We start from the raw sequence: 20,899 nt of genomic DNA on the forward strand, positions 1-20,899 counted from the left end.
AAGAGAACCTACTGGAACTTGCCGCCGAGGGAATACTTCCAAAGGACATGATCCGGTCCCGATTGACCGTGATCACACGTCAGCGTGACCGCGTCCGTGAACAACTTAGCAACCTTGAATGCAACCTTGACGTGGGAGCGCGGCATCTGGAAACCTACCTCGACCTTCTCGCCAACCCAGAAGCACTGTATCGCGCCGCCAGCAACCAGGAACGCCGTCAGCTAAACCAAGCAATCTTCGTCAAAGTCCTCGTAGAGGAAGGCGACGTGACAGGTACCTTGCTCAAAGAACCCATCGCAACCCTTATAGCCGCACAAGTCGGCCACCAGGCCCTCAAAGTCGGTGTAAGCCACGCGGAGGCTCTCGGGCGCGCACAAGCGCACTGCACCGCTAACAGCGATACGAAAAAGGGAACCACCAGACTTGGCGGTTCCCTTTTGGTATCCGTTAAGGACCTACTCGATGGTATCGAGTTTGCCGATGTTTCGAATAACGTCAATATGGTGGAGCTGAGGGGACTCGAACCCCTGACCCCCTGCATGCCATGCAGGTGCGCTACCAGCTGCGCCACAGCCCCGGAATTTTGTTGACCGCAAACGGTTCAATTTCTCTTCCCGCCGAAGCAACTCGTCAATACTAACCACAATCCCACGAGAAGCGAAATCGCCGGAACGTGAGCTGCATCACGCCGCCCTTGCGGTCCGACGGAGGGCGATCCGCAGCCGAGGTGCGCTGGATTACTCCACCGCACCTCCCCCCAAACCGGCCGCGAAGGAGCCATCCGCCAAAACTGCGCGGCTCCACTTGAAGTCTAGATTTTCCTCGGAACAAAACCAAACCGTTCAGTCGGTTTATGTTCCGGTGAGGCCGTGGTCCGCCGATGGTAGCGTTGTGGAGTCTCGACGGCGGCCCGCTCCTCCGTCTCCTGCCTGACCTGAGAGGCTACCCACCACCCATGCAGCAACGTGCGAAAGACACCCGGCTTTCCGTCATCGAAGGCGCTGCCCGGGTCTTCGCGGAAATCGGCTACGGAAATGCCAGCCTGACCGACATCACCAAGCGTGCAGGCGTGACGAAGGGTGCGCTCTACTTCCACTTCACGTCAAAGCGGGACCTGGCTTTAGCTGTCATCGAGGAGCAGCACGCCATCGTCTTGGCCGCGGGGTCTGAAATCGTCGCCTCAGGCGCACCCGCCTTGGACAGGCTCATAGGACTCTGCAGGATGTTCGGCCAACAGCTGCTGGATGAGCCGGTTGTCCAAGGAGGCATTCGGCTCACGTTTGAAGCCTCCGCTTTCGACGCCGACGTCTCAGGTCCCTACCAGGACTGGATCAGCACGGCAGAGCAACTGCTGCGGCAGGCTGCAGAGGATGGCGCCGTACGTCCCGAGTTGGACGCTGCAGCGTTCGCCCGGTACTTGGTTGCGTCGTTCACCGGCGTTCAGATGGTCTCTGAAGTACTGGCCTCACGTGAAGACATGCTGCTAAGGATCGAACAGATGTGGGAGTTCATGCTGCCGGCGTTACGCCCGGCACCGGCCAAATAGCCACGAGTTCTGCAAGCGGCTGCCTCCGGGTACGAACAAGGTCCTGCCGTCTCCATGCAATTCATGAAGAAGACAGGACCTTGATGGTGGGCGTCCTACAAGCTTATTCGAATCAAGGTACCGAGCATCTGGAGCTTCGAGCCCTGATTGAGAAGATTCAGGCCAGACCACCGAGAGAACCGAAGGATCAGCTAGTCCCCCGGCGCTGCCCACAACTCAAAGCTGAACAGTCCAAGGCACTAGCCGCGGACTACCAGTCCGGCATGCGGGTAAAGGAGCTTGCTGTTAAGTACGGGATCAGTCGGGAGACGGTAAGCAAGCATCTACGCCGGCAAACAATCGCGCCACGCAGGGTCGGCTTGGACGAACAGCAAATCGAGGAAGCTACCAGGCTCTACGAACAAGGCTACTCACTCGCCACAATCGGCAAGCGTATGAGTGTGACCGCTCATACGGTGCGATCACGGCTGGTTGAAAAGGGAGTTGAGATGCGGACTTCGTACGAACACCTCCTGAAGAACTAGTCGCACAACGTGGGCTATCAGCTAATGTCGAGCAACTTTCGAAATGCGGTAGTTAGATCGAGTGACTTTCCCGCCTGCACTTCGAGCACTCCTGTATAGATCTCATTATGGCCACGCGCGGTAATCTCCCACGTACCCTTGATGGTCTCCTCATAGCCGGATGGAAGGACCAGAACGACTTCTTGGTCGTCGAAAACATACTCTTCACGCGGCCGCAATTCGCCTACGTCTAGACGAAGATCGATCGATCCTGAATTGCGCCAATCCAGCGGGGAGCGATACGTCGACGCCGTGAAGTTCGTCGGTAAATATGCTCCTGGGAGGTGGGGTCCTGTATCAAACATTGAACGCGACACCGGCCCCCAGATACGAGGAGCACTTGGCAGGTCAAGATCGGAACGGTTGATCCGCTCGTCGTTAACGCGGTCAATTCCTCGCACAGCACCCTCAAGGTGGATTTTTACCTCTACGTCATGGAAAAACGTCTTTGTCGCATTCTTGATGCGAAAGGTAACCCCCTCTAGGAGACGACCCGCAAGGGCATCTACTGCCGACGGCCACTTCTCGCCAAAGCGCGCCTCCCACTTGGCGATCGAGTCTCGGTACTGGTCCTCGGTGCGCTTCTCAGGCTCAGTGCTGATCATCGATGGGATCACAGGCAACTGCACTTTTGCCAGCTCCGCGGCCATACCAGCCAACGTACTTGTGTGCGGCTTCATCATGTCCGAGAAGGCAGAAGATACGATCCGGGACGTGCCAAGATGGCTCCCCAGACTGTGTGTAGTGGTGGCCCCACCCGTGTCGGGCTCTGGATCGGGCTCAGGATCGGGTTGCGGGAGCGCGTCGAAAAGTCGCTGCTTCACACGAGCGATCTCGGCATCGATGGTCATTTCCTTATTCACGTCGACAGGATGCGCAACCCCATCTATAGCAACCTCAAACGCAACCTCAGGCGCGACCTGGTGCTTACCACGTTGCAGCAACAGTTCGACCTCATCCGCCTTTGCCTCTCGCGTGGCACCGTCGGCCCGAATATAGATCGCGCCATCCGCTAGCCCCTCACCGTCCTTCCTGCAAAGGAACGGATCTTGTCCTTCGACTGGAGGATCCACGACAATGACGAGTACCTCGTTCGTCGAATCGCTCACAGGAACACGAACGAGATCCCAACGTGGACCAGCGGCGCCTATGTAGCGGCTGACAATCTTGTCAATCTCAAGAATTTCAATTGGCGGCACTCCGCGGATACTGCCAGGAGCGACACCTATCACCATGACCCCGCAGCCCTCGAACGCCGTAGCCGCGATCCCAGGAATCCGGTTCGCCGATCCGAGGATGTATTTAGCGATCTTCGCGACATCGGTCTTCCTGGACAAGTCTAGATCGCTCTTTACTTCCAGATAATGACGCTCGACACGGTCATCATTGGCAGCGACTGCTTCGACCAAGGCGGCCGCGACCAATTCGCCGCGAGGGGCGCGAGACACGTCAAGTTCCCGGCTCATGCCTGAACCTCTTTCTCATCTGCGTACTTCGTTGCTGCCGCAAAAGATGGATAGCCAGTTGTACGGTCAACGAGCTTAAGAACCATGTCGCCCTTAGTGAAGCGATCAGTGAAGTAAGTTCCCTCGACCTCGTCAGGCTTGAGCGACATCGGCATCAGATTACAGGTACCGGCACTGCGTAGACTCCGGGGAGACTCGGACACTTTTGGCGTGTTGTCATATGTGAACGTAGGATTATCCACTGAACTCTCATAGGTCGGAAGCCAAGTGGAAGCTGTACTCTTACTTGAACTTTGATCCGTATAGAGGCGGACGTGGAGGGCCCAGAACGATTGCTTGATCTCTACAAACGCTGCGATCGGACCTCGATTCCCGCCATCTGGAATCATCGAATCTGGGTGTGGCGTAAGTGTCGCGCGCCACAGGCCATTAAGATCCGGGCGCCGTACGAGCTTCTGCACCCCGGGCCAGCGCCAGACCCAGAGATCCCACACAACAAGTCCAAGGACTGCGAGCGTGGGCAAAAATGAAACAACGAAGCGCCACCAGCCAGGAAGCTGAAACCCAACGTTGAAGAGCACAACAGAGTAGATACCAGAGATGATAAGCGTGATTGTTCGAGCTAAGGCAGTTGGACGACCCATCTACGCATCCCCCAAGCCTAAATAGTTCCAACCGGCAAACGCGAAATCCCGTGCATCTTTACGCGTCCACTTCTGAGCGCCGCCAAACAAGAACTTTGCTTCATTTACCTCAAGCCAACGCTCGCTTTCCTCTGTTGGTTCATCTCCTTCCGATGAGTCATAGATGTGAGCAAGAGCACCTTTTACAACAGCAGTCCATGACGCACGTTCGAAAATTACGACAGGGCAGTTGTACGCTAAACATTCGACAAAGAACGAGGGTACTTCACGGTGATAGTCCGCCTCGACCATCGCATTCTCCAAACGCTTTAAGATTCGTACGGCCTTCTTAAACGCCTGATTAGTGCGATTGTTCTTCGCCCGACCGTTCGTGAGCTGCAGTGCGGAGTAGTTGACCAGAGAGGTGCCGTCAGTTTTGAAGACCTTCGCACCCTGCCTGAAGCTGGTAGCTGAGAAGTAGTAGTGGTAGTTAAAGCATGGCACGACGTCCGCTTCCACTCTCGCAGAGCTGGAATGAATCTGAATAGCGGTCGACCCGCTCGTATCTACAGCATCACCGAACTTAGCCCTGAGGGCTGTCACGAGTTCCGAACGAAGCTTTTCAGGCGACCACTCCCCTGTATATGGAGAGCTGCCAGATGGATGCGCGCCCGGCTCGTGCTCGTTCCAGTAAACGACCTCCTTACACTCCACGGCGACGTCAACGTCACTGTCAGAACGTACGTTAGTGTTGTTCGCATACGATCCCTTGGCGTAAATTTCGCGAGACATGTCCTGGAACGGCTCGTGCGCGTTAATGGCCTCGCGAATCATCCGCTCCGTTCGTTCCTGCTTATCCTTCTCCGTGGCACTTGATGGACCGGTCCAGCCGCGTAGCTGTGCTTCCAGTGTCATAAGACTAGACCCTTCGTCATCACGTTGCCTTTCAGGGGTGATAGTTGTTTTTGACTCACCATAAGATCACTTTTGGAGATTCTTCTTAAGCCAACTACTTCCACCCTCTGAGAACCCCTTCCAGGCTGCAGCATCGCCGGTAACATTAATAACGAGGAGCTCATCATTAGTATCAATAAGCTCCATAAGTTTATCTCGGACTTCTTTCGCCGATTCCTCCGTGCGAATCAGCCAGGTGCTGTCTAGATGATGCCACCGTGTTTTATATTCTTTGAGAGCCTTGATTAGCTCATCATAGTTCTGGCCAACCTTATTCAGGTCATAACCTATAAGTAGTGTGTTCATAGCGAAACCCCCATTTGATTTATTGATCTCCAGCCTTCCCTCAAAGACTGGATCCTTACTAAAATAGCTTCATTCCTCGCTATGAATCTATTGCTTCAATTATAATTCAGCAGTCCCTAATTTGACAATAGTGGAATTCATTGTTTTGCTATAAAACGCTTATGCTTTATACCGCTCGACCGACATCTAGTCCGATCATAGAGTCCACCTAGGAGCCGCCACCAACCGGCATCAATCGTGTCGCAACTATGAAGCCGATTCGTCACGGTTGAACAGATCCACTATCTGCATGACCGTGACGACGTAGCCATCGACGTCAATCGGCGGCTGCCCAAGCTACGGAGAGTGACCACTTTGCCCTTGCGTTCTGCAGATGCTTTGACTCGTGCCCGGACGGGTTGGCCGGCGCAGAGGAAGTACTCGTGAAGTACCCACTGCTCCGTGGGGTCAATTAGGACAAAGAGACCCTGGCGCTCATTCCAAAAGCTGGCGCAGCTGCAGGTGACGTTGACGGTAGGTCTCGTAGGAAGCGCGGGGCATTGCATGACGTCACGACTTTATGGGCCTTAGCATGACACGCGACGCTGAATATCGCGAGCATGGGCATCTTGCAGACCCGGGGCGGGCGGCGTGGACACGACTTCAGGGAGAACTAACCGGTATGTCTATTGACCGCGGCCGAGGAAGACGGCTACTTTGACTTGCAGCTGTCCTGGCTGGCAGGACGCGATCATGGGGCGGGTGCAAATTGAAGCGAGAAGACGCGATTGATGTCGCTAAGACTATTTATATGAGCAATGGGGATATAGCCTTTATTCAGAGCGACGGTCAAATCCGGAATCCTCACCAGCATGGAAAGAATGACCCGTTCGCCCCACATGTCGACGGCTGGGCGGTTCGCTATGAGTTTGGCACCTATGAGGCGGCCAAAATCCATTCGGATGACTTCGAACGCGGCGTGACTCCAGATTTCAAGGCCTTCGACTGGTGACTTCAACCTTGTAAAGCAAAGGATTGTTGCCCATAATCTAGGAAATGACGGATACTTTATCTCCAGACGAGCGTCGCTATAATACAGAGTTACTGATGGCGGACTCTTTATGGGAGTTCCATCGAGATGCCTTCGATATTCTTTCGGATTCCGAACGCGCAGCACTTTTGAGTTATTATCCGCAGAACCTGGATGGGATTGCAGACGTCTGTGCTTATAGGCGGCAGCTGATGGCAACCGAGATCCAAGCGGCCAGCTTTGGCCTCGCGGCGTTGCGTCGAGTGATGGAATCACTCGGCATAGCACCAGACGATATCTACTAGAAACTCACAAAAGGAGCCTCAGATATCCGAGGCTCCTTTTGCTGTCAGATCAGGCTGGATACGATCGCTGTGGCGGTCAAGCGCTCTTACGCCGTGTCATGCTATTAAGATGGTCCGGGGTCTTATTCCACCGATCTATCTACGATCAGAGTGACGATGGCGACATAGTGGTCGACCTGCGCCAGCAGCTTCAACACATATCGGACGGCCACCGCCCTGTCAGTCTCGCCAAGGGCAAGACGGCCCAGCCCCTTCAGCTGCCTTCCGGCTCTGCCCGGCATTCTTGAACGAATTCAGCGGATACCCTAAAGGGCTTCGCTCTCCCGCGGACGGAACGCCGCCCCTTCAAACGCCGCCAGTGTCCCGAAAGCAATGTCGGGTAACTCTCGCAGGTGTCGTCTAACCGCAGCAAACGACGCGATGAGCGCCGTCCACTGCTCCTTGCCGACGGGCACCGGTACATTTATCTTTCGCACGCCTTCGAAATAGAGTCGCCGTCGCACGGCGCCGCGGCTTTCCCTGACAATCTCGGCCCTGCCGTGTTCACTTTTAAGGTACATGAGGAGGAACTCCTCATCGAATGGCGCACCTTCCGCAAGACGGAAGACGACATAATCGGGGCTAACCCATCCTGATTCCTCCTCGCGACGGCAGAGGGCAATCGATCCGACGTTAACGCGCATGGGGTTGTACACAAAGTCTCCAGGCCGAAGCTCGCGATAACGGCTGGTGTCCTTGGCGGGCTTTCCTTTGAAGGGAGCAAGCCCGCCTTCGTTTGACACGCCAACGAGATTGTCCGGGACGCGTGTACCAGCGCGTACGCCCGATTCAACAGCCCATTCCCCGATCGGAATATTCTCACCAAGGGGGTAAGAGTCGAGCGAGCCGTGGGCGGCTGATAGCGCGTCTGTCAAAGTCATGAGGGTCGCAAGTCGATTCTGCATGTCTTCGATTCGTTCGCCGGCGGATGCTGCGTCGATGGTGAGAGACGCCTTGGGCCAGGGGATATCGAGGTCGTAACCACTATCAACTATGGATTTGTAGTCCACCGACCACGAGTATTCATCCTCGATGCCCTCGATCAGCCATCGTTCGGCACCGGCCAGCACGAGGCGCGTCAACGGATTCGTCTTACTGTAAGAACGTTTTCCAGGAGGATTGGGCACCTGGTAGAAACGAATCGACTCGGTTCGCCCGCCCTTCGAGAAGAAGATCAGGTTCGTACGGGTATCCGCTGCGGTCGGGAAGACACCTGTGGGGAGGCGAACGATCGCCGTGACGTTGAATTCATTCAAGAGCCTCCTGCGAACCGTCGAGAACGCCGTCTCCGTTCGGTAAAGGATGCCGTCTGGCAGCACGATCGCGGCTCTACCGCCGTCCCGCAGTTTTGCCATGCAATGCTGTAGGAACAGCAACTCCGTCGCTGCTGAACGGCTCGGGAAGTTCTGCTGAACCTGAGGATTCTCAGTCCCGCCAAATGGCGGGTTCGTCAGGATGACGTCGTATTGTTCGCTCGGGATTACGTTGCGTGCGTCCTGCTCAAGAGTGTTGCGGCGGACAATCTGAGGATCCTCGACGCCGTGGAGAATCAAGTTCATCGTGCCAACTAGCGCTGCGATCTCCCCCGATTCTTGTCCAAAGAAGGTCGCCGAATCGAAAATCTCCTTGTCCTCCAGCGTGCTGGCCGTGGTAGCCAGGTGTTCAGCGGAGCCCACCAGGAATCCGGCTGATCCACAGCATGGGTCATAGACACGCTCACCGAGCTGCGGATCAATTATCCGTACCATCGATTCCACGACCGGACGCGGTGTATAGAACTCACCAGACCATCCCGCGTCCGCGGTCTGCGCCAGCAACGACTCGTAAATAACACTCATAGCGTGGTGGTTGTCGAGGGCGTGGAAGTCAATCGAGTCTACGATCGTGATGACCTCCTTAAGGGAGTAACCGGACTTCATAACAGTCCTTATCTCGCCAAAAATTGCCGCAATTCGCTCGGCTCGCGTGCTTCCTTTAAGCTCCCGCAGATATGGCAACAGTTCATCACCGACAAAGTCGATAAGGTTGTCGCCGGTCAACTCGCTACTGCGAGTCCAAGTCTTCCATCGATATTTTGTGGCGATGAGCGGCCTATAGTCCGCACCATCGATGACGGCTACCATCTCCTTGGTTTCTTCCAATGAATCAAAGACCTTTAGGAACAACAGCCAGGTAAGCTGTTCGAGGTACTTCAGTGCGTTCTTTGTGTTGTCATCTGCCCGCATCTTGTCGGAAGCGGATTTTATCTTGGCTTGTAGTTCTTGGATAGTCATTCGTCATTTTCTGTATAGAAGAGAGCAACCTGGAGATCGCGGAGGAACGCAGCCACATTCGCTGGCCCCCCGAGCTTGGACGTTACTCCAAGCACACCGCCCCAGGTCGAAGTAAAGGGAGTAAGTCCGAACAGTTCGCTACTGGCGATCTCCGAAATTCCACCGATCCGAAATTTATCCAGAACGGCCTCGAGGAAACCGGTGGGAAGCATCGGGTACTTGTCCTCCAAAATCGCGTGCGCAGCCGCTGCCCGTACCTCACGGCTAGTCATAGGGGCGTCAAAAGCAACAGCGGCAAACAAGTCGAAAGCATCAACGTCAGTTCGTCCCAGCACAAGCGACAGGAGCTCGGGCGTCACCTGGCGCATTGCGAAGTACTCTTCTGTTGCGACTCGGGTGTCTCTGCTCTGCCAAGCATCCCTGAGATCGCCCATCGACCGAGCACGTTCGTGGATCACTCCGTTCGCGCGAGTAAGGTACTCAGCTGTCCGCAAAACGTGGCCGTCGCCAAGGTCGACTTCAACTTCGTCGGAGATGGTGACGTCAACCCCCGAGATCCGCAACCGTCGCGCCCCCTCGGATGGACGACGTAGCGCAACAACAAGATCCTTCGTCTCTTCCAACGTCGTGTCCACACGCAGATGACGACGAGAGTATCCCGTTGCCGCGATGAAGAGGTCGACTACCCCACCCGGCAGGTCTTGAACCTCGAAGCGACCATCATCAGGGCATCGCCCTTCTGCTAGGAGCCGTCCCTGCAGCCGGACGGAGTACGAGGCGCCGCCTAGCGATTCCGCTGATTCTTGATCCTGCACATAGCCCGCAATTGCCTGCGTACCCTCGATCGGTCCCTGCACGACGGGCTGACTGGGAAGGTCCCACTGGTCAAAAAGCCGCGTAGCGTTCGTGTAGTCGATTATGCGGAAGAAGGTCTTGCCTGTGAGCTGATCAATCCGACTGCCGCGTCCGATGATCTGCTTGAACCCTGTAACAGACCCAATCGGCTTCATGAACACGATATTGCGAACTGATGGGGCGTTCACACCGGTCGACAACAAGTCGACGGTGGTGACAACAACGGGCTCACTCGAAGAAGCCAGCTGAAATTGTTCGAGAGTTGCCTGCGCATCGCGTTCCTCGCTGACGATACGCGCAGCGTACAGGTTCTTGCCCGTCTCCGATCCAAGCAATCGTTGCATTTCGCTCCTGACAAGTTCAGCGTGTTCCATCGTGACGCAGAAGACCATAGTCTTCTCAAGCGCACCGTACGAACGCAAAACACCAGCCAGGTGCTCGCACATGACGCGGGTTCGATCCGGAACCACCAGTTCGCGCTCGAACTCTGCCATCGCATAGATATCGCGCGCCGACGTCCCCTCCGGAACGATGAGCTCAGCGCCGCGCTCGACCTCATCATGGATCACGATGCCATCGTCGACGTTGGTCTTGACCTGAAGCACCTTGTAGGTAGCCAGATACCCGTCATCAATCCCACGCCCTAGCGAATACTCGTATACAGGACGCGGCTGGCCACCGGCATCCAGGTTCTCCGAACCGAAGAAGGCATAGGTATCGATCGAGTCGTCCTGCTTCGGCGTCGCCGTCATGCCGAGGTGGAACGCTTCGTCGAAGTGGTCGAGGATCGAACCCCAGTCTCCATACCCGCTTCGGTGACACTCATCAACGACGACGAGGTCAAAGTAATCGCTGGGGTACTGCTCATACACGCGTCGACCATCCGGCGTCTGCGCGTAGAGGGACTGATAGATTGCGAAGTGGACGTCCCGCTGCAACGGAACGCTACCGCCCGCAACCACGCCGCGACGCTCGCCAATTGCCCCAAATTCGTTGTAGGCCTGGTCCCGGAGACTCACACGGTCAGCGATGAAAAGGACACGTTTGAGGTAGCCACTCGCTAAGAGCTTGTGGACGATATTGAAGGCTATAAACGTCTTGCCAGTCCCAGTCGCGAGCGAAAGCAACGCCCGATGCCGACCATTGAGCATCTCCTCAATGGAAGCGAAAACTGCGCGCTCCTGGTAATAGCGCATCGACGGCGCACCTGGAAGGTGGAACGCTGGTTGCAACAGTGGGTTCCTGACAATTTGGCCGCCGCGTCCAACAACTGTCTCGCCCCGCCACGAGTCGTCTGACCGCCAGCGCTGTACAAGTTCGTCCGGCGTCGGGAACGCCGACAAACGACGAACCGCACCAGTCCGCATGTCCTGTTCCACGACTTCGTGCCCGTTGGTCGCGAAAGCGAAAGTTGCGGAAATGTCAGCGGCGTACGCGAGGGCCTGCTGCATGCCGGCTCCGGGCGCGTGCGTCTCATCCTTGGCCTCGACCACTGCCAGAATCGCTCCCCGCGGCTCCGCACGAAGTATGTAGTCCACGTACTGCGCCTCGTCACGCACAGTCTGCTCGCCGAGAAGCCGAAGTTTCCCAGGACGGTAGACGTATTCTTCCTCGATCTGCTCGCTGGTCCAGCTCGCCGCAGCTAGCAATGGATCAATGAGACGCATCCGCGTCTCGCGTTCGTCAAAGCTCATTCGCCAAGCCTACATGGGCGACCCTACCCTTCGGACCAATATGGTCCGATGTATGGAGTCAAACACCGGCTCGAAGGGCTGGGGATGGCCCAGCAGCTTGCCATTAAATCCCCTTTGGATTGCCCATCCGCCTCAGATCGAAGCCCAGGGAGGCGCTCCTCATTGGCAACTGTAGAACCTGCCATGATGGTTGAGTCCGCTTTCCACCCGGATGAGCACGTAATACGTGTTTCTGGTGAGAATCTATGTCACGAGCAGCCGGTCGGAACCGCCCACCCACCCCAATTCCCTGCACCAGCAGACGATTTTCGCTTGCCTACCGGGACCATCTGAGCTCGGAGGCCACTCAGCCCCCCGGTCGCACCAAGAAGGCGTGTCCTGGCACCACAGACGGATCTCGCATCGCGTCGACCTGGGCTGCCCCACTCAGTTCTTAATGTGGCGCTCGCTAATCCTCTGGAGCCCCATAATTTCCACCCTAGCGGCTATGGGCCACATCGATATCAGCGGTACCAACCACTTGCAGACGCTCCCGGAGGATTATGCCATCACCGCCCGGGACGTGGCCCGCAGGACCGCCATCTGCGACGGCCATCTGTCCGTGGTGGCGTTTGCAGCCCGCAGTACTTCAACAGCCGTTCTCTTAGACGGTGACCCGAAAATGACCGGCCGTACCTACAACGCGAGGCTGCGTCGGGCCCTCAAACCCCCCGGTTCGATATGCGATGTCTTGGCATCATGAACTCTGTTGTAGCGGATTGACGGGGGATCCAACATGGCCGCTGAGTTGAGCAGCGTCTATCGGTTAGGTCGTGTCCGCGGCAACTGAGACAATTCAGGGGTGTCCGACCGCATCGATAAGTCCATCCGTCAGGGAGAACTGAACCTCCAGACGATCGAGCTCGCCCGGCGCCATTGCCTGAATCTAACATTCGAGCAGTTCTTGGGTCGGGGGATGCTCGAAGAAATCACCGGACTCCCCATCAACATGCGTAAGGCAAAGTGTCCGGTTGCCATTGGATCGATGGGGTCCATGGACCTGCTCGCGGTAGCGACCACCTTCTTCCGGGAGCACTGTGTGGGTTGCGACCAGCGCCGTTCAACCGGTGAGTTCCCGAACCTAGCGACCGCGGTAGCGGATGAGGACTCTGCAGCGGCAGCAGAGCAGGCTGCGTCGACAAAGCGTGAGGATGCCGCGCATGCTTCCTGGTCCGAGCGGGAGGACTCCCGCCGGGCGCTGTCAGTCGGCAGTGACGAGGTCATGGCCGCCGCAATAGCCGACATCGGCCTTGTCGACCCCGACCCGTTAGCGGAGCCTGACTTCGATGCTCAGAAGGCTGCTTTGGCGCGGTTGAACGCCCTGGCTGACGGGGTGCCAGAGTTGTTCACGCTCGACATAGTGTCTGCGGCCACCACCCTGATCGCCGGCCCTGGTATCGGCGGAAACTTATTAGAGCCCCTACGGCGGGTCGCACTTCGTCGGCCCGAATTCGGGCCAAAGGTCGCAGCGGCCGCAGTGGCCGAGTTTCGGCGTCGCGCGTCTGTGCCTGCGGGACGTTGCATTGCCGATCTATCAGACCACCTGGTCCTAGACGAAATCGACGATGCGGTCTGCCGGACGGCTATTGAACTCGCTGGTAGGGTCTCGCGTGTCCATCATCGGCCGGATAGTCTAGCCAAGGACCCGGTGGCGCTGCTGGCGATCGCCAATCTGGTTCCGGAGCGCCTGGTCGCGGTTGCTAAGGCCATGTTCCCAATCCCCCGCCCTCCACGGACTCTAATCCTGCTGTCGACGCCCCCAGCTGGAGACGAGGCCGTGCACTACGGGGCTGCAGCGGCCGCGGGCGCCATTCGTGCTCTCGCGCCAACGCACCCACACTTGGTTGAACAACTCCTGCCCATCCTGGTGCGCCATCAGGCCGCGGATCGCGAGGATTTACTTGAAGACGACCCCGCGCGACCATTTGTGGAGCGCGCTCTCGCGGTGTGCGTTGTGTTGGGTGTGGGCAACGTAGTCAACAAGATCAACGAAGCCGCTGAGCGGACACGTGGAGTCTCGGGTCAACGGTACGTACGGGTCCTCGAACTTGCGGTCGACCTGACGTTTGCGGAGCCGCGGTGGCGTGACCCAGGTGATCCACGGCCGGACACCGCCCGAAGGGCCGAGCTGATCGATACCATTCTCGGACTTGCTCTGAAGTGTCTCGCGGGAGCGTGGGGTGACGTCGCCCGTGCCGATGCTGCCGAACTCATCAAAGAGATCGCGACTGACGAGCCCAAGTTCACCCTGGAGCGCCTCCCTGCACTTCTGGGCGGTTTCCTCGGCATACTCGAGGAATCGAAGAAGCCGCAGGTATCCTCGCTGGAGATCGTCGCGGACTCAAGCCCGATGATTCAGAGTCTTGAGCCGATGAACCGGCGGACCGCGTTCAGTTCCGCTATGTATCGCACCCTGGAGGCCGTCGAACGGACAGCCCAGGCTGACCCATTGGCCGTATGCGCTGCAATAATTGAACTCATCGACGACGAGCGGAACTCCGCCAAGGACATGGACTTCGCTTGGCACTCACTGAAGTTCCTGGGCCGTATTTGCTCCAGGTACGGCAACGAGCTCGGCGTAATCCAGGCCGTGCTTCCGACCCTATACACCTACACCCTTTGCTCAGAGCCGCTTCTGCGGGCCGAAGCTATCGACGCTTGGTCCGAAATCGGCCGCGCTCATGCGCTACCGTCTAGCTTGGCCGACCTCTTGCCTGCGCTGACCGGCGACAAACTCGTCGTGGTCGCCGCCGCAGTCACCCGTGCAGCGATGCGCCTCTCATGGACGCCGGATCAGACCATGACCCTGCTGCAAACCACGTTGAACGTACTAGCCGGCGTCGATGTCCTTGAGCACAAGGACGTGGCTAAGGAGTCCGCCCGCGCTGTCAAGGCACTCGCCCGCCGTCTGTCGAACGACCGGCTAACCGAGTGGGCCGAGGAGCAAGTCCTGAACTTTGTCGAGCCGCTGGTCAGATATGACTTGGCCACGGTACTCGGCCGCTCTGCCGACTGGACGCGCAAGGTCACGGTGTCGGCTGCGATGGCGAAGCTGCGCCTTCGGCAAGCAGCGGATCCTGCGATCAACGACCGATTTAATGTGCACGACGACGACGAACTGTGCGACCTGCTGTCGTGCGGCGCCGGCTTGGTCGAGCTTCCGCTTGCGCAGCTGACCGAAGCCGCTGTAGGACAGGGCCCCGACAGGCCGTTGGCAGCGGCTGAGTTCGTCGAAGTCGCGTGGCGTGCAGGTCGTATCGGTGACGCGCGGGCGATTCTCCTCGCTCTCCTTAAAGGAACCCCAGACCAGCAGGCCTATGCCGACCATCGCGCCCTCCTGTCCGCACTCGCATCTGCTGTCGACGTCGACGCCGAAGCTGCGGCCGGCAATGACTGCGGCAAGGCCGCCGATGCTGCAACCGCAGCCGCGGCCGCAGTCCGGGACCAGCACGGCGAAGACGTGGCCACAAGACTCGCTGCCTCGGTGAGTGCGAACGCTAGGGTAAAGCGTGCGCTGGTGACCGGTGGGTTGATCGACGGAACCGATCCCGCCTCGGCGCTTGAGGCCCGGGCGGCTGAATTGTCGGCGGCTGGAGCCGAGCTTGCAGGGGCGTCCGTCCGTGCCACCCCGACCGCTGGCTACTTACGGGCGTTTGCTTCGGCATGCGAGGTTGGTGCGCACTTGCTGCGGGCAGAAGCGGCCACCTTCGACGCACGGACCGCTGACCGCACTGCGCATAAGGAGGCAGCGGACCGTCGCGTACAGCTGATCGTGGGAGACCTCCAGACGCGTTTCGGCGACGATGACCCACTCGGCAGTCCGCTGCGCGATCAACTCAACGCTGTTGCGTCCGGATCCGCGGGGGCTGCGACTGCCGCTACCCTAGGCGCCTTGGCCCAGTTGCCCCTGCCCGTCCCGATGGTCGTGGGAATTAAACCACGACAGTGGCCCTCAGAGCTCGGACCCGAACCGGACGGATCGATACCCTCCCTCACATCGGAAAACGATGAAACACCGGTCGTGGTCGCTCTCGCCTCCCTCGACGGGAAACTTGTCACTGGCCCAGAAGTCCTCCGCGGCGGGCGGGTCTATGACCTATCCCTGCGGGTTCAGACAGGCGCGTGGCCCACCTGGGCTGACCGTCTCGATGCCGAGTTCATCAGCCACTTGACTGAGGACGAAATCATCAAGCCGGTCTTCGAGTGGAGGAGGGTCGAACACGCCGGCGACGGCGAGACGTACGAGCAGTCAGGATCTCTCGTGCTGAAGTTCGCGGTCGCCCCTGGAAGACCGGCACCCCCACTGCTTTTGCGTCTGACCTGGCGAGGGAAGCACGACAAAGAACCGCGAAGCCAGGTCCTGGACGTTGCCGGGCACAGGGAACTGCGAGTGCGGCCGTACGACGCGACCAGGGACCGTGCCACAGACTTTCCAGTGTTCGATGAACGCCTGCTCGCCATGTACGACCGTTTCGCCAAGGCTGGCTACGACAACGATCAGCTCCAAGCGTTCTGCCGACTCATGACCGCGATCTGCCGTGCTGGTTTATCAATGGCTTGGGAGAAGAAGTACCGCCGCGGCGTGTATGTGAAGGAGCGCGAATTCCACAACGACCTCCACGACCGACTCGTCGTAGACCCGGAACTCGGCGGACGAGTCGAGCGCGGCACGCCACTCGCTCTTGGTTTCCTTGACGTGCGTCACGACGGCATCACCGCGGAGCTGAAGGTCGAACGGAAGGTTCCTGTCACGCGGGAAAGCGCCCCAAAGTATATCGGTCAGGCGACACAGTACGCTTCCGCCGATGGCGCACGCCTATCCATCCTGACGATCTTGGACATGAGCGTGAAGGACCTCCCGCCCGGCACCCCCGAAAACTACCTGTTCACGCTCGAGCCGAAGCTACACGGACTCGACAACCCCGAGGCGCCTAGCCTCGTTGTTGTCCTCACCATCAATGGCAATATGCCGACCCCGAGTTCACGATCAAGGCGCAAGACACCAATCGTCAAAGCGGCGGACCACGACGTATAGCCAGCGACCCCAGCAAGGCTTAGCTAATAGTGCAGCTGATGGGTCAATCGCGTGGCTGAATTTCTCGCGGGCCTCAACTCTGCCGACACGGAACGATGGCCCAGGTCTGGGGTGGCTAGGTTCCCGTAAGGTTATGGAACGACAGGCTAGGGCAGAACAGAGAGTAAACACAGATGTACCTCGAACGCGTCACATTGACTAATTTCCAGTGCTTTGGACCTGTCCCTCACACCATCATGTTCGACCAGCAACTGACTGCTTTGCTCGGGGTTAACGGTACGGGCAAGACAGCGGCGATTAACGCGCTGCTCAGGCTCTTTAGCGTCGTCGCCGACCAGCGGCAGGTCCGTGTTGAAGATTTCCACGTCCCTGACGACGAGTCCGAAGCGCCGGCAGCCAGAACCCTCCGCGTGGACGCGGTCTTCGCGTTCCCCGAACTCGACTCAGACACGGACGCTGGTGGCGCGGCCACCGTTCCGGAGTTCTTCGCGCAGATGGCCGCCGACTCTGAAGGCAACCTCAAGCTGAGAATCGTCCTGGACGCCACGTGGACGGCAGACGGATCGGCCAACGGACTCATCGAAGACCAACGGCGCGTCGTGTACACCTTCGACGACGACTTCGGCGACAAGTGCGTCGACCTGCGTGCTTCCGATCGAAACCGCATTCAAGCTGTCTACGTGCCAGCCACTCGAGACGGCGCCCGCCACGTCAACGCATTCCTTCGCGGACGCCTGTGGCGGGCGAGCGTCTGGTCCGACACGTTTCGCTCCCATATAACACAAGCGGCCGACGAGCTGTCCGCCAACTTCAAGTCCGAGGCTGTTGTCGCGTCTGTGACTGAAGCGATCGCTACCCGCTGGAAGGAGCTCCACCATCTCGCCGTGGAGCGGGACCCCATCTTTGAGCCTCTAAGCAGAGACATGACAGTTCTCGTCACCAATGCCGAAATGCACTTCGAGCCGACGTCCACCGGAAGGACGCGTCCGGCGCGAGAGCTCAGCGACGGCCAGCAGTCGCTCCTCCACATCGCATTGACCGCGGCCACCCTCGACCTTGAAACAGAGATCGCTTCCGGCAAGCACGATGACAAGTTCGACATAACAGCGGCCGCACTGCCGACCCTGACGCTGTTGGCCATCGAAGAGCCGGAGAACAACCTGGCGCCGTACTTCCTCTCAAGGGTCGTCCGGCAGCTCGTGGACGTTACGGGCACGGGCCGGGCCCAGGCTTTGATCTCAAGCCACTCGGCAAGTGTGATGTCTCGAATCCCGCCTGAGCAGGTCAGACACTTCCGCACTGACGAGACCACCAAGTCAACTGTGGTCAGCCGGATCATTCTTCCTGATGAGGGCACCGAGGCCGGGAAATATCTTCGCGAGGCCGTGAGGGCGCACCCAGAGCTCTACTTCGCTCGCTTTGTCGTGCTCGGCGAGGGTGCCTCCGAGGAAATAGTCATTCCCAAGCTCGCCGCTGCGCGTGGTGTGCACATCGACCAGTCCTTCGTCGCTATCGTTCCACTCGGGGGACGTCACACTAACCACTTTTGGCGGCTCCTCCATCAGCTCGGTATCCCGTATGCGACACTGCTGGACCTGGACCACGGTCGGAGTGGCGGTGGTGAAGGCCGCATTCGCGACGCATGCAGCCGCCTGGTCGCGATGGATATGTCACCGTTTGACGGCAGCACAGGCATCGAGGGCTTTACCTCCGTGGAGGACATCAACGATCTCAGCACCGACCAGCTCGAGGCGTGGCTCGAGCACCTTGAGAAGTGGGACATCTACTTTTCAACACCGCTCGACCTCGACATGCTCCTACTTAAACACTTTAAGGACGCGTACACGGGTCACCTCGAAGAGGGGAAGACCGGTCCCAGCAGCAAGGGTGACCCGCGCGACGCTGTCCTGGGTGATCCCGACGTCAGAGCAGATCTAGCGGTCTGGAACAGCGAACCTGACATGGATGACCTTAGATGGTACCGCTACTTGTTCATGTCCAACTCCAAGCCCGGCACACACCTCCGAGCGTTGTCGTTTGTGACCAACGAGGCTCTCTCGACGCCGCCCGCGCGACTCGGACGGCTCCTGGACCGCATCCAGAAGGCGGTCACACCGGCATGATGACCCCTGAGGATTGGCGCCCCCATGGCATCGAGGACCTCGAGCCAGCTGCGTGGGCCGCCCTAAAGGCTGGAGCAGCTTCAGTGACGGCCGGTCCAGGCGCTGGGAAGTCGGAGTTCCTCGCGCAACGTGCAGGGTATTTGCTAGAGACGGGTATCTGCCGCCCACCCCAACGGATCCTTGCCATCTCGTTCAAGCGCGCAGCTGCGGCTAACCTCAGAGACCGTGTGCAAGCGCGGCTTCCAGAACACGCCCATCGGTTCATCTCGATGACGTTCGACGCCTTCACCAAGTCGATCGTCGACCGGTTCCTCGGACTACTGCCAAACGAATGGGCGCTGAACGCCGACTACCAGATCGGCTTCTCAACCAAGCAACAGATCGAAGGATTCCTAGCTGACATCGCTGGAGATTTTGAGACGGACCAAGCCGCAGCCATCTACTCACTATCCGCTGACACCTTCCTCTCGAATGTCTTGGGTGCCTCAGACCTTCCGGCAGCGCCGTCCCAGCACCCAGCCCCAACTTCTGCCAGCGAATACGCCATCCAACAATGGTGGCGGCGCAACTACCTGACTCGCGAAGTTCCCGTGGTCGACTTCGTCATGCTGAACCGGCTCGCCGACCTAATTATTCGGTCGAGTCCTCAGCTCCAACGAGCCTTGCGTTCCACCTACCCGTTCGTCTTCGTCGACGAGTTTCAAGACACAACCTACGCGCAGTATTCCTTTCTCAAGGCGGTCTTCGCCCATGACCGAACTACGGTAACCGCAGTCGGCGACCGAAAGCAGCGGATCATGGGTTGGGCGGGGGCGCTCAGTGACGCTTTCGCTCAGTTCGAGGAGGACTTCGGAGCAGAAAATTTCACGTTGACCTCAAACTTCAGATCCTCCCAACAGCTCATTGACCTCCAGCACCGCTTCGCCGTCCGGCTCGACCCGAATTCGCCCCAGCAGCAGTCGCGCGTTGCCCCGCTGGTTGGCGAGACCCCGGTCGAGGTCTGGTCTTTTGCGACCGCCAGACGCGAAGCTGACGCCATCGCGGCCTGGATAGCGACGGATATTGAGATTTCGGGGAAAAGTCCCGCCGACTACGCTCTGATAGCCAGGCAGCAAGTTTCCAAGTTGGAACCTGAACTGAGCAGGGCATTGACGGCCGTCGGCCTGCGGCTCCGCAACGACGATGCACAGGTCGGCGACATCAGGTTGCAGGACCTACTCACCGACGACCTCGTACGCTTCTTGGTCGGCATCATCGCACTTGGTGCCAACAAGGGTGGCCAGCCCGAAATCTGGCGACAAGTCACCGCTACGTTGGCGCGGCTGTACTCTGGGCAAGGCGACAGAGAGGTAAGCTCCCAGGCCGACGACGATCTCACGAACTACCTTCGCGACCTACGGGCGTGGTTCGCTGCAACCCCCCTGAGTGATGGTTCGGGAATCGATTTGAGCGACCAGATTGCAGTGTCTCTGGTAGACCGACTGACGAATTTTATCGGGGTGGAATCGGCCGGGCATAAGAGGCTCTTCGGCGACAGGCCTGAAGATATTGAGGTGACCGTAGCGGCCTTCAAGATCCGTCTCGCCCAGGTACTTCAGCGGGTTGATTCTTGGAGCTCCGTCTCAGACGCTTTCTTCGACGAGGACGCGGTTCCGCTGTTGACAGTCCACCGGAGCAAAGGCTTGGAATACCACACGGTTTTCTTCATCGGTCTCGACAGAGACCAGTGGTGGGCGCACGCACGAAATACCGTCGAGTCCACCATGACCTTTTTCGTCGGTGTTTCCCGAGCGGCCGAGCGCCTAGTCTTCACCCAATGCGACGAACGAGGCAGACCGGCGCCACTTGGGGAAATCTACCAAGATCTCCGAGATGCTGGAGTTTCGATTGTCCGTATCGTCTGACACCGATCAGGCAAATTTCCGTGACCAACTGCCCGGTCAAGTGCCGACGCGGTGTCCTGCGAGACCGGTTATGGGAGCCCCGCTCGGGTCGAACGTCGCTGCACGAGCCGACCGGGCAAGTAGTTCTAACTAGAGGCCCGATGTGAATCCAGGTTATTGGGTCAG

The 20,899-nt window shown here is 58.5% G+C and carries 13 protein-coding genes and 1 tRNA gene; 7 read left to right on the top strand and 7 right to left on the bottom strand.

The genetic code is table 11. From position 1 onward, the window contains the following. Nucleotides 1–501: 501 nt before the first annotated feature. Nucleotides 502–577 (bottom strand) — tRNA-Ala (locus tag AC6CH8_RS21350). 378 nt (nt 578–955) lie between these two features. On the opposite strand from AC6CH8_RS21350, the gene AC6CH8_RS21355 reads away from it, so the two are divergent. After that, nucleotides 956–1,546, top strand: coding sequence for a ScbR family autoregulator-binding transcription factor (locus AC6CH8_RS21355; protein WP_498192261.1), 591 nt, complete (start codon nt 956–958; stop codon nt 1,544–1,546). 541 nt (nt 1,547–2,087) lie between these two features. On the opposite strand, the gene AC6CH8_RS21360 is transcribed toward AC6CH8_RS21355, so the two are convergent. The 4 genes from AC6CH8_RS21360 to AC6CH8_RS21375 form a co-directional block, all read right to left on the bottom strand. Then, the gene (locus tag AC6CH8_RS21360; protein ID WP_498192262.1) at nt 2,088–3,575 is read right to left on the bottom strand and encodes a hypothetical protein; all 1,488 of its coding nucleotides are present in this window, start codon (nt 3,573–3,575) and stop codon (nt 2,088–2,090) included. Further along, entirely contained in the window at nt 3,572–4,219 is a 648-nt protein-coding gene (locus tag AC6CH8_RS21365; RefSeq protein WP_498192263.1) for a Cap15 family cyclic dinucleotide receptor domain-containing protein, read from the bottom strand. Before AC6CH8_RS21365 ends, AC6CH8_RS21360 begins: the two co-directional genes overlap by 4 nt. Further along, a complete protein-coding gene (locus AC6CH8_RS21370) occupies nt 4,220–5,113 on the bottom strand; it encodes a nucleotidyltransferase domain-containing protein (RefSeq protein ID WP_498192264.1) in 894 nt (297 codons plus the stop codon). 66 nt (nt 5,114–5,179) lie between these two features. Beyond that, on the bottom strand, nt 5,180–5,458 hold the full coding sequence (locus AC6CH8_RS21375; RefSeq protein ID WP_498192265.1) for a hypothetical protein: 279 nt from the start codon (nt 5,456–5,458) through the stop codon (nt 5,180–5,182). A 790-nt stretch (nt 5,459–6,248) separates the two neighbouring features. Between AC6CH8_RS21375 and AC6CH8_RS21380 the strand changes: the two genes are divergently transcribed. Both AC6CH8_RS21380 and AC6CH8_RS21385 read left to right on the top strand, forming a co-directional pair. Beyond that, nucleotides 6,249–6,449 carry a hypothetical protein gene (locus AC6CH8_RS21380; protein ID WP_498192266.1) on the top strand — a complete coding sequence of 67 codons (201 nt, stop codon included), beginning with the start codon at nt 6,249–6,251 and terminating at the stop codon, nt 6,447–6,449. 44 nt (nt 6,450–6,493) lie between these two features. Further along, nucleotides 6,494–6,772, top strand: a complete 279-nt coding sequence (locus AC6CH8_RS21385) for a hypothetical protein (RefSeq protein WP_498192267.1) — start codon at nt 6,494–6,496, stop codon at nt 6,770–6,772. Nucleotides 6,773–7,077: 305 nt separating this feature from the next. Here the strand turns inward: AC6CH8_RS21385 and AC6CH8_RS21390 are convergent, their stop codons facing one another. Together AC6CH8_RS21390 and hsdR are read right to left on the bottom strand one after the other, a co-directional pair. After that, nucleotides 7,078–9,084, bottom strand: coding sequence for an N-6 DNA methylase (locus AC6CH8_RS21390; protein ID WP_498192268.1), 2,007 nt, complete (start codon nt 9,082–9,084; stop codon nt 7,078–7,080). Next, a complete protein-coding gene (gene hsdR, locus AC6CH8_RS21395; protein ID WP_498192269.1) occupies nt 9,081–11,633 on the bottom strand; it encodes an EcoAI/FtnUII family type I restriction enzme subunit R in 2,553 nt (850 codons plus the stop codon). The genes AC6CH8_RS21390 and hsdR overlap by 4 nt, the downstream gene beginning before the upstream one ends. Before the next feature lie 487 nt (nt 11,634–12,120). Between hsdR and AC6CH8_RS21400 the strand changes: the two genes are divergently transcribed. From AC6CH8_RS21400 to AC6CH8_RS21415, 4 genes are all read left to right on the top strand, one after another. Further along, nucleotides 12,121–12,375, top strand: a complete 255-nt coding sequence (locus AC6CH8_RS21400) for a hypothetical protein (RefSeq protein ID WP_498192270.1) — start codon at nt 12,121–12,123, stop codon at nt 12,373–12,375. 99 nt (nt 12,376–12,474) lie between these two features. Beyond that, nucleotides 12,475–16,707 (top strand): hypothetical protein, encoded by a 4,233-nt coding sequence (locus tag AC6CH8_RS21405; RefSeq protein ID WP_498192271.1) that lies wholly within the window; start codon nt 12,475–12,477, stop codon nt 16,705–16,707. Nucleotides 16,708–16,880: 173 nt separating this feature from the next. Further along, nucleotides 16,881–18,830, top strand: a complete 1,950-nt coding sequence (locus AC6CH8_RS21410; protein WP_498192272.1) for an ATP-dependent nuclease — start codon at nt 16,881–16,883, stop codon at nt 18,828–18,830. Next, nucleotides 18,827–20,734 carry a UvrD-helicase domain-containing protein gene (locus AC6CH8_RS21415; protein ID WP_498192273.1) on the top strand — a complete coding sequence of 636 codons (1,908 nt, stop codon included), beginning with the start codon at nt 18,827–18,829 and terminating at the stop codon, nt 20,732–20,734. Before AC6CH8_RS21410 ends, AC6CH8_RS21415 begins: the two co-directional genes overlap by 4 nt. The last annotated feature ends 165 nt before the right edge of the window (nt 20,735–20,899 follow it).

Source organism: Paenarthrobacter sp. GQ52 (assembly GCF_059759005.1).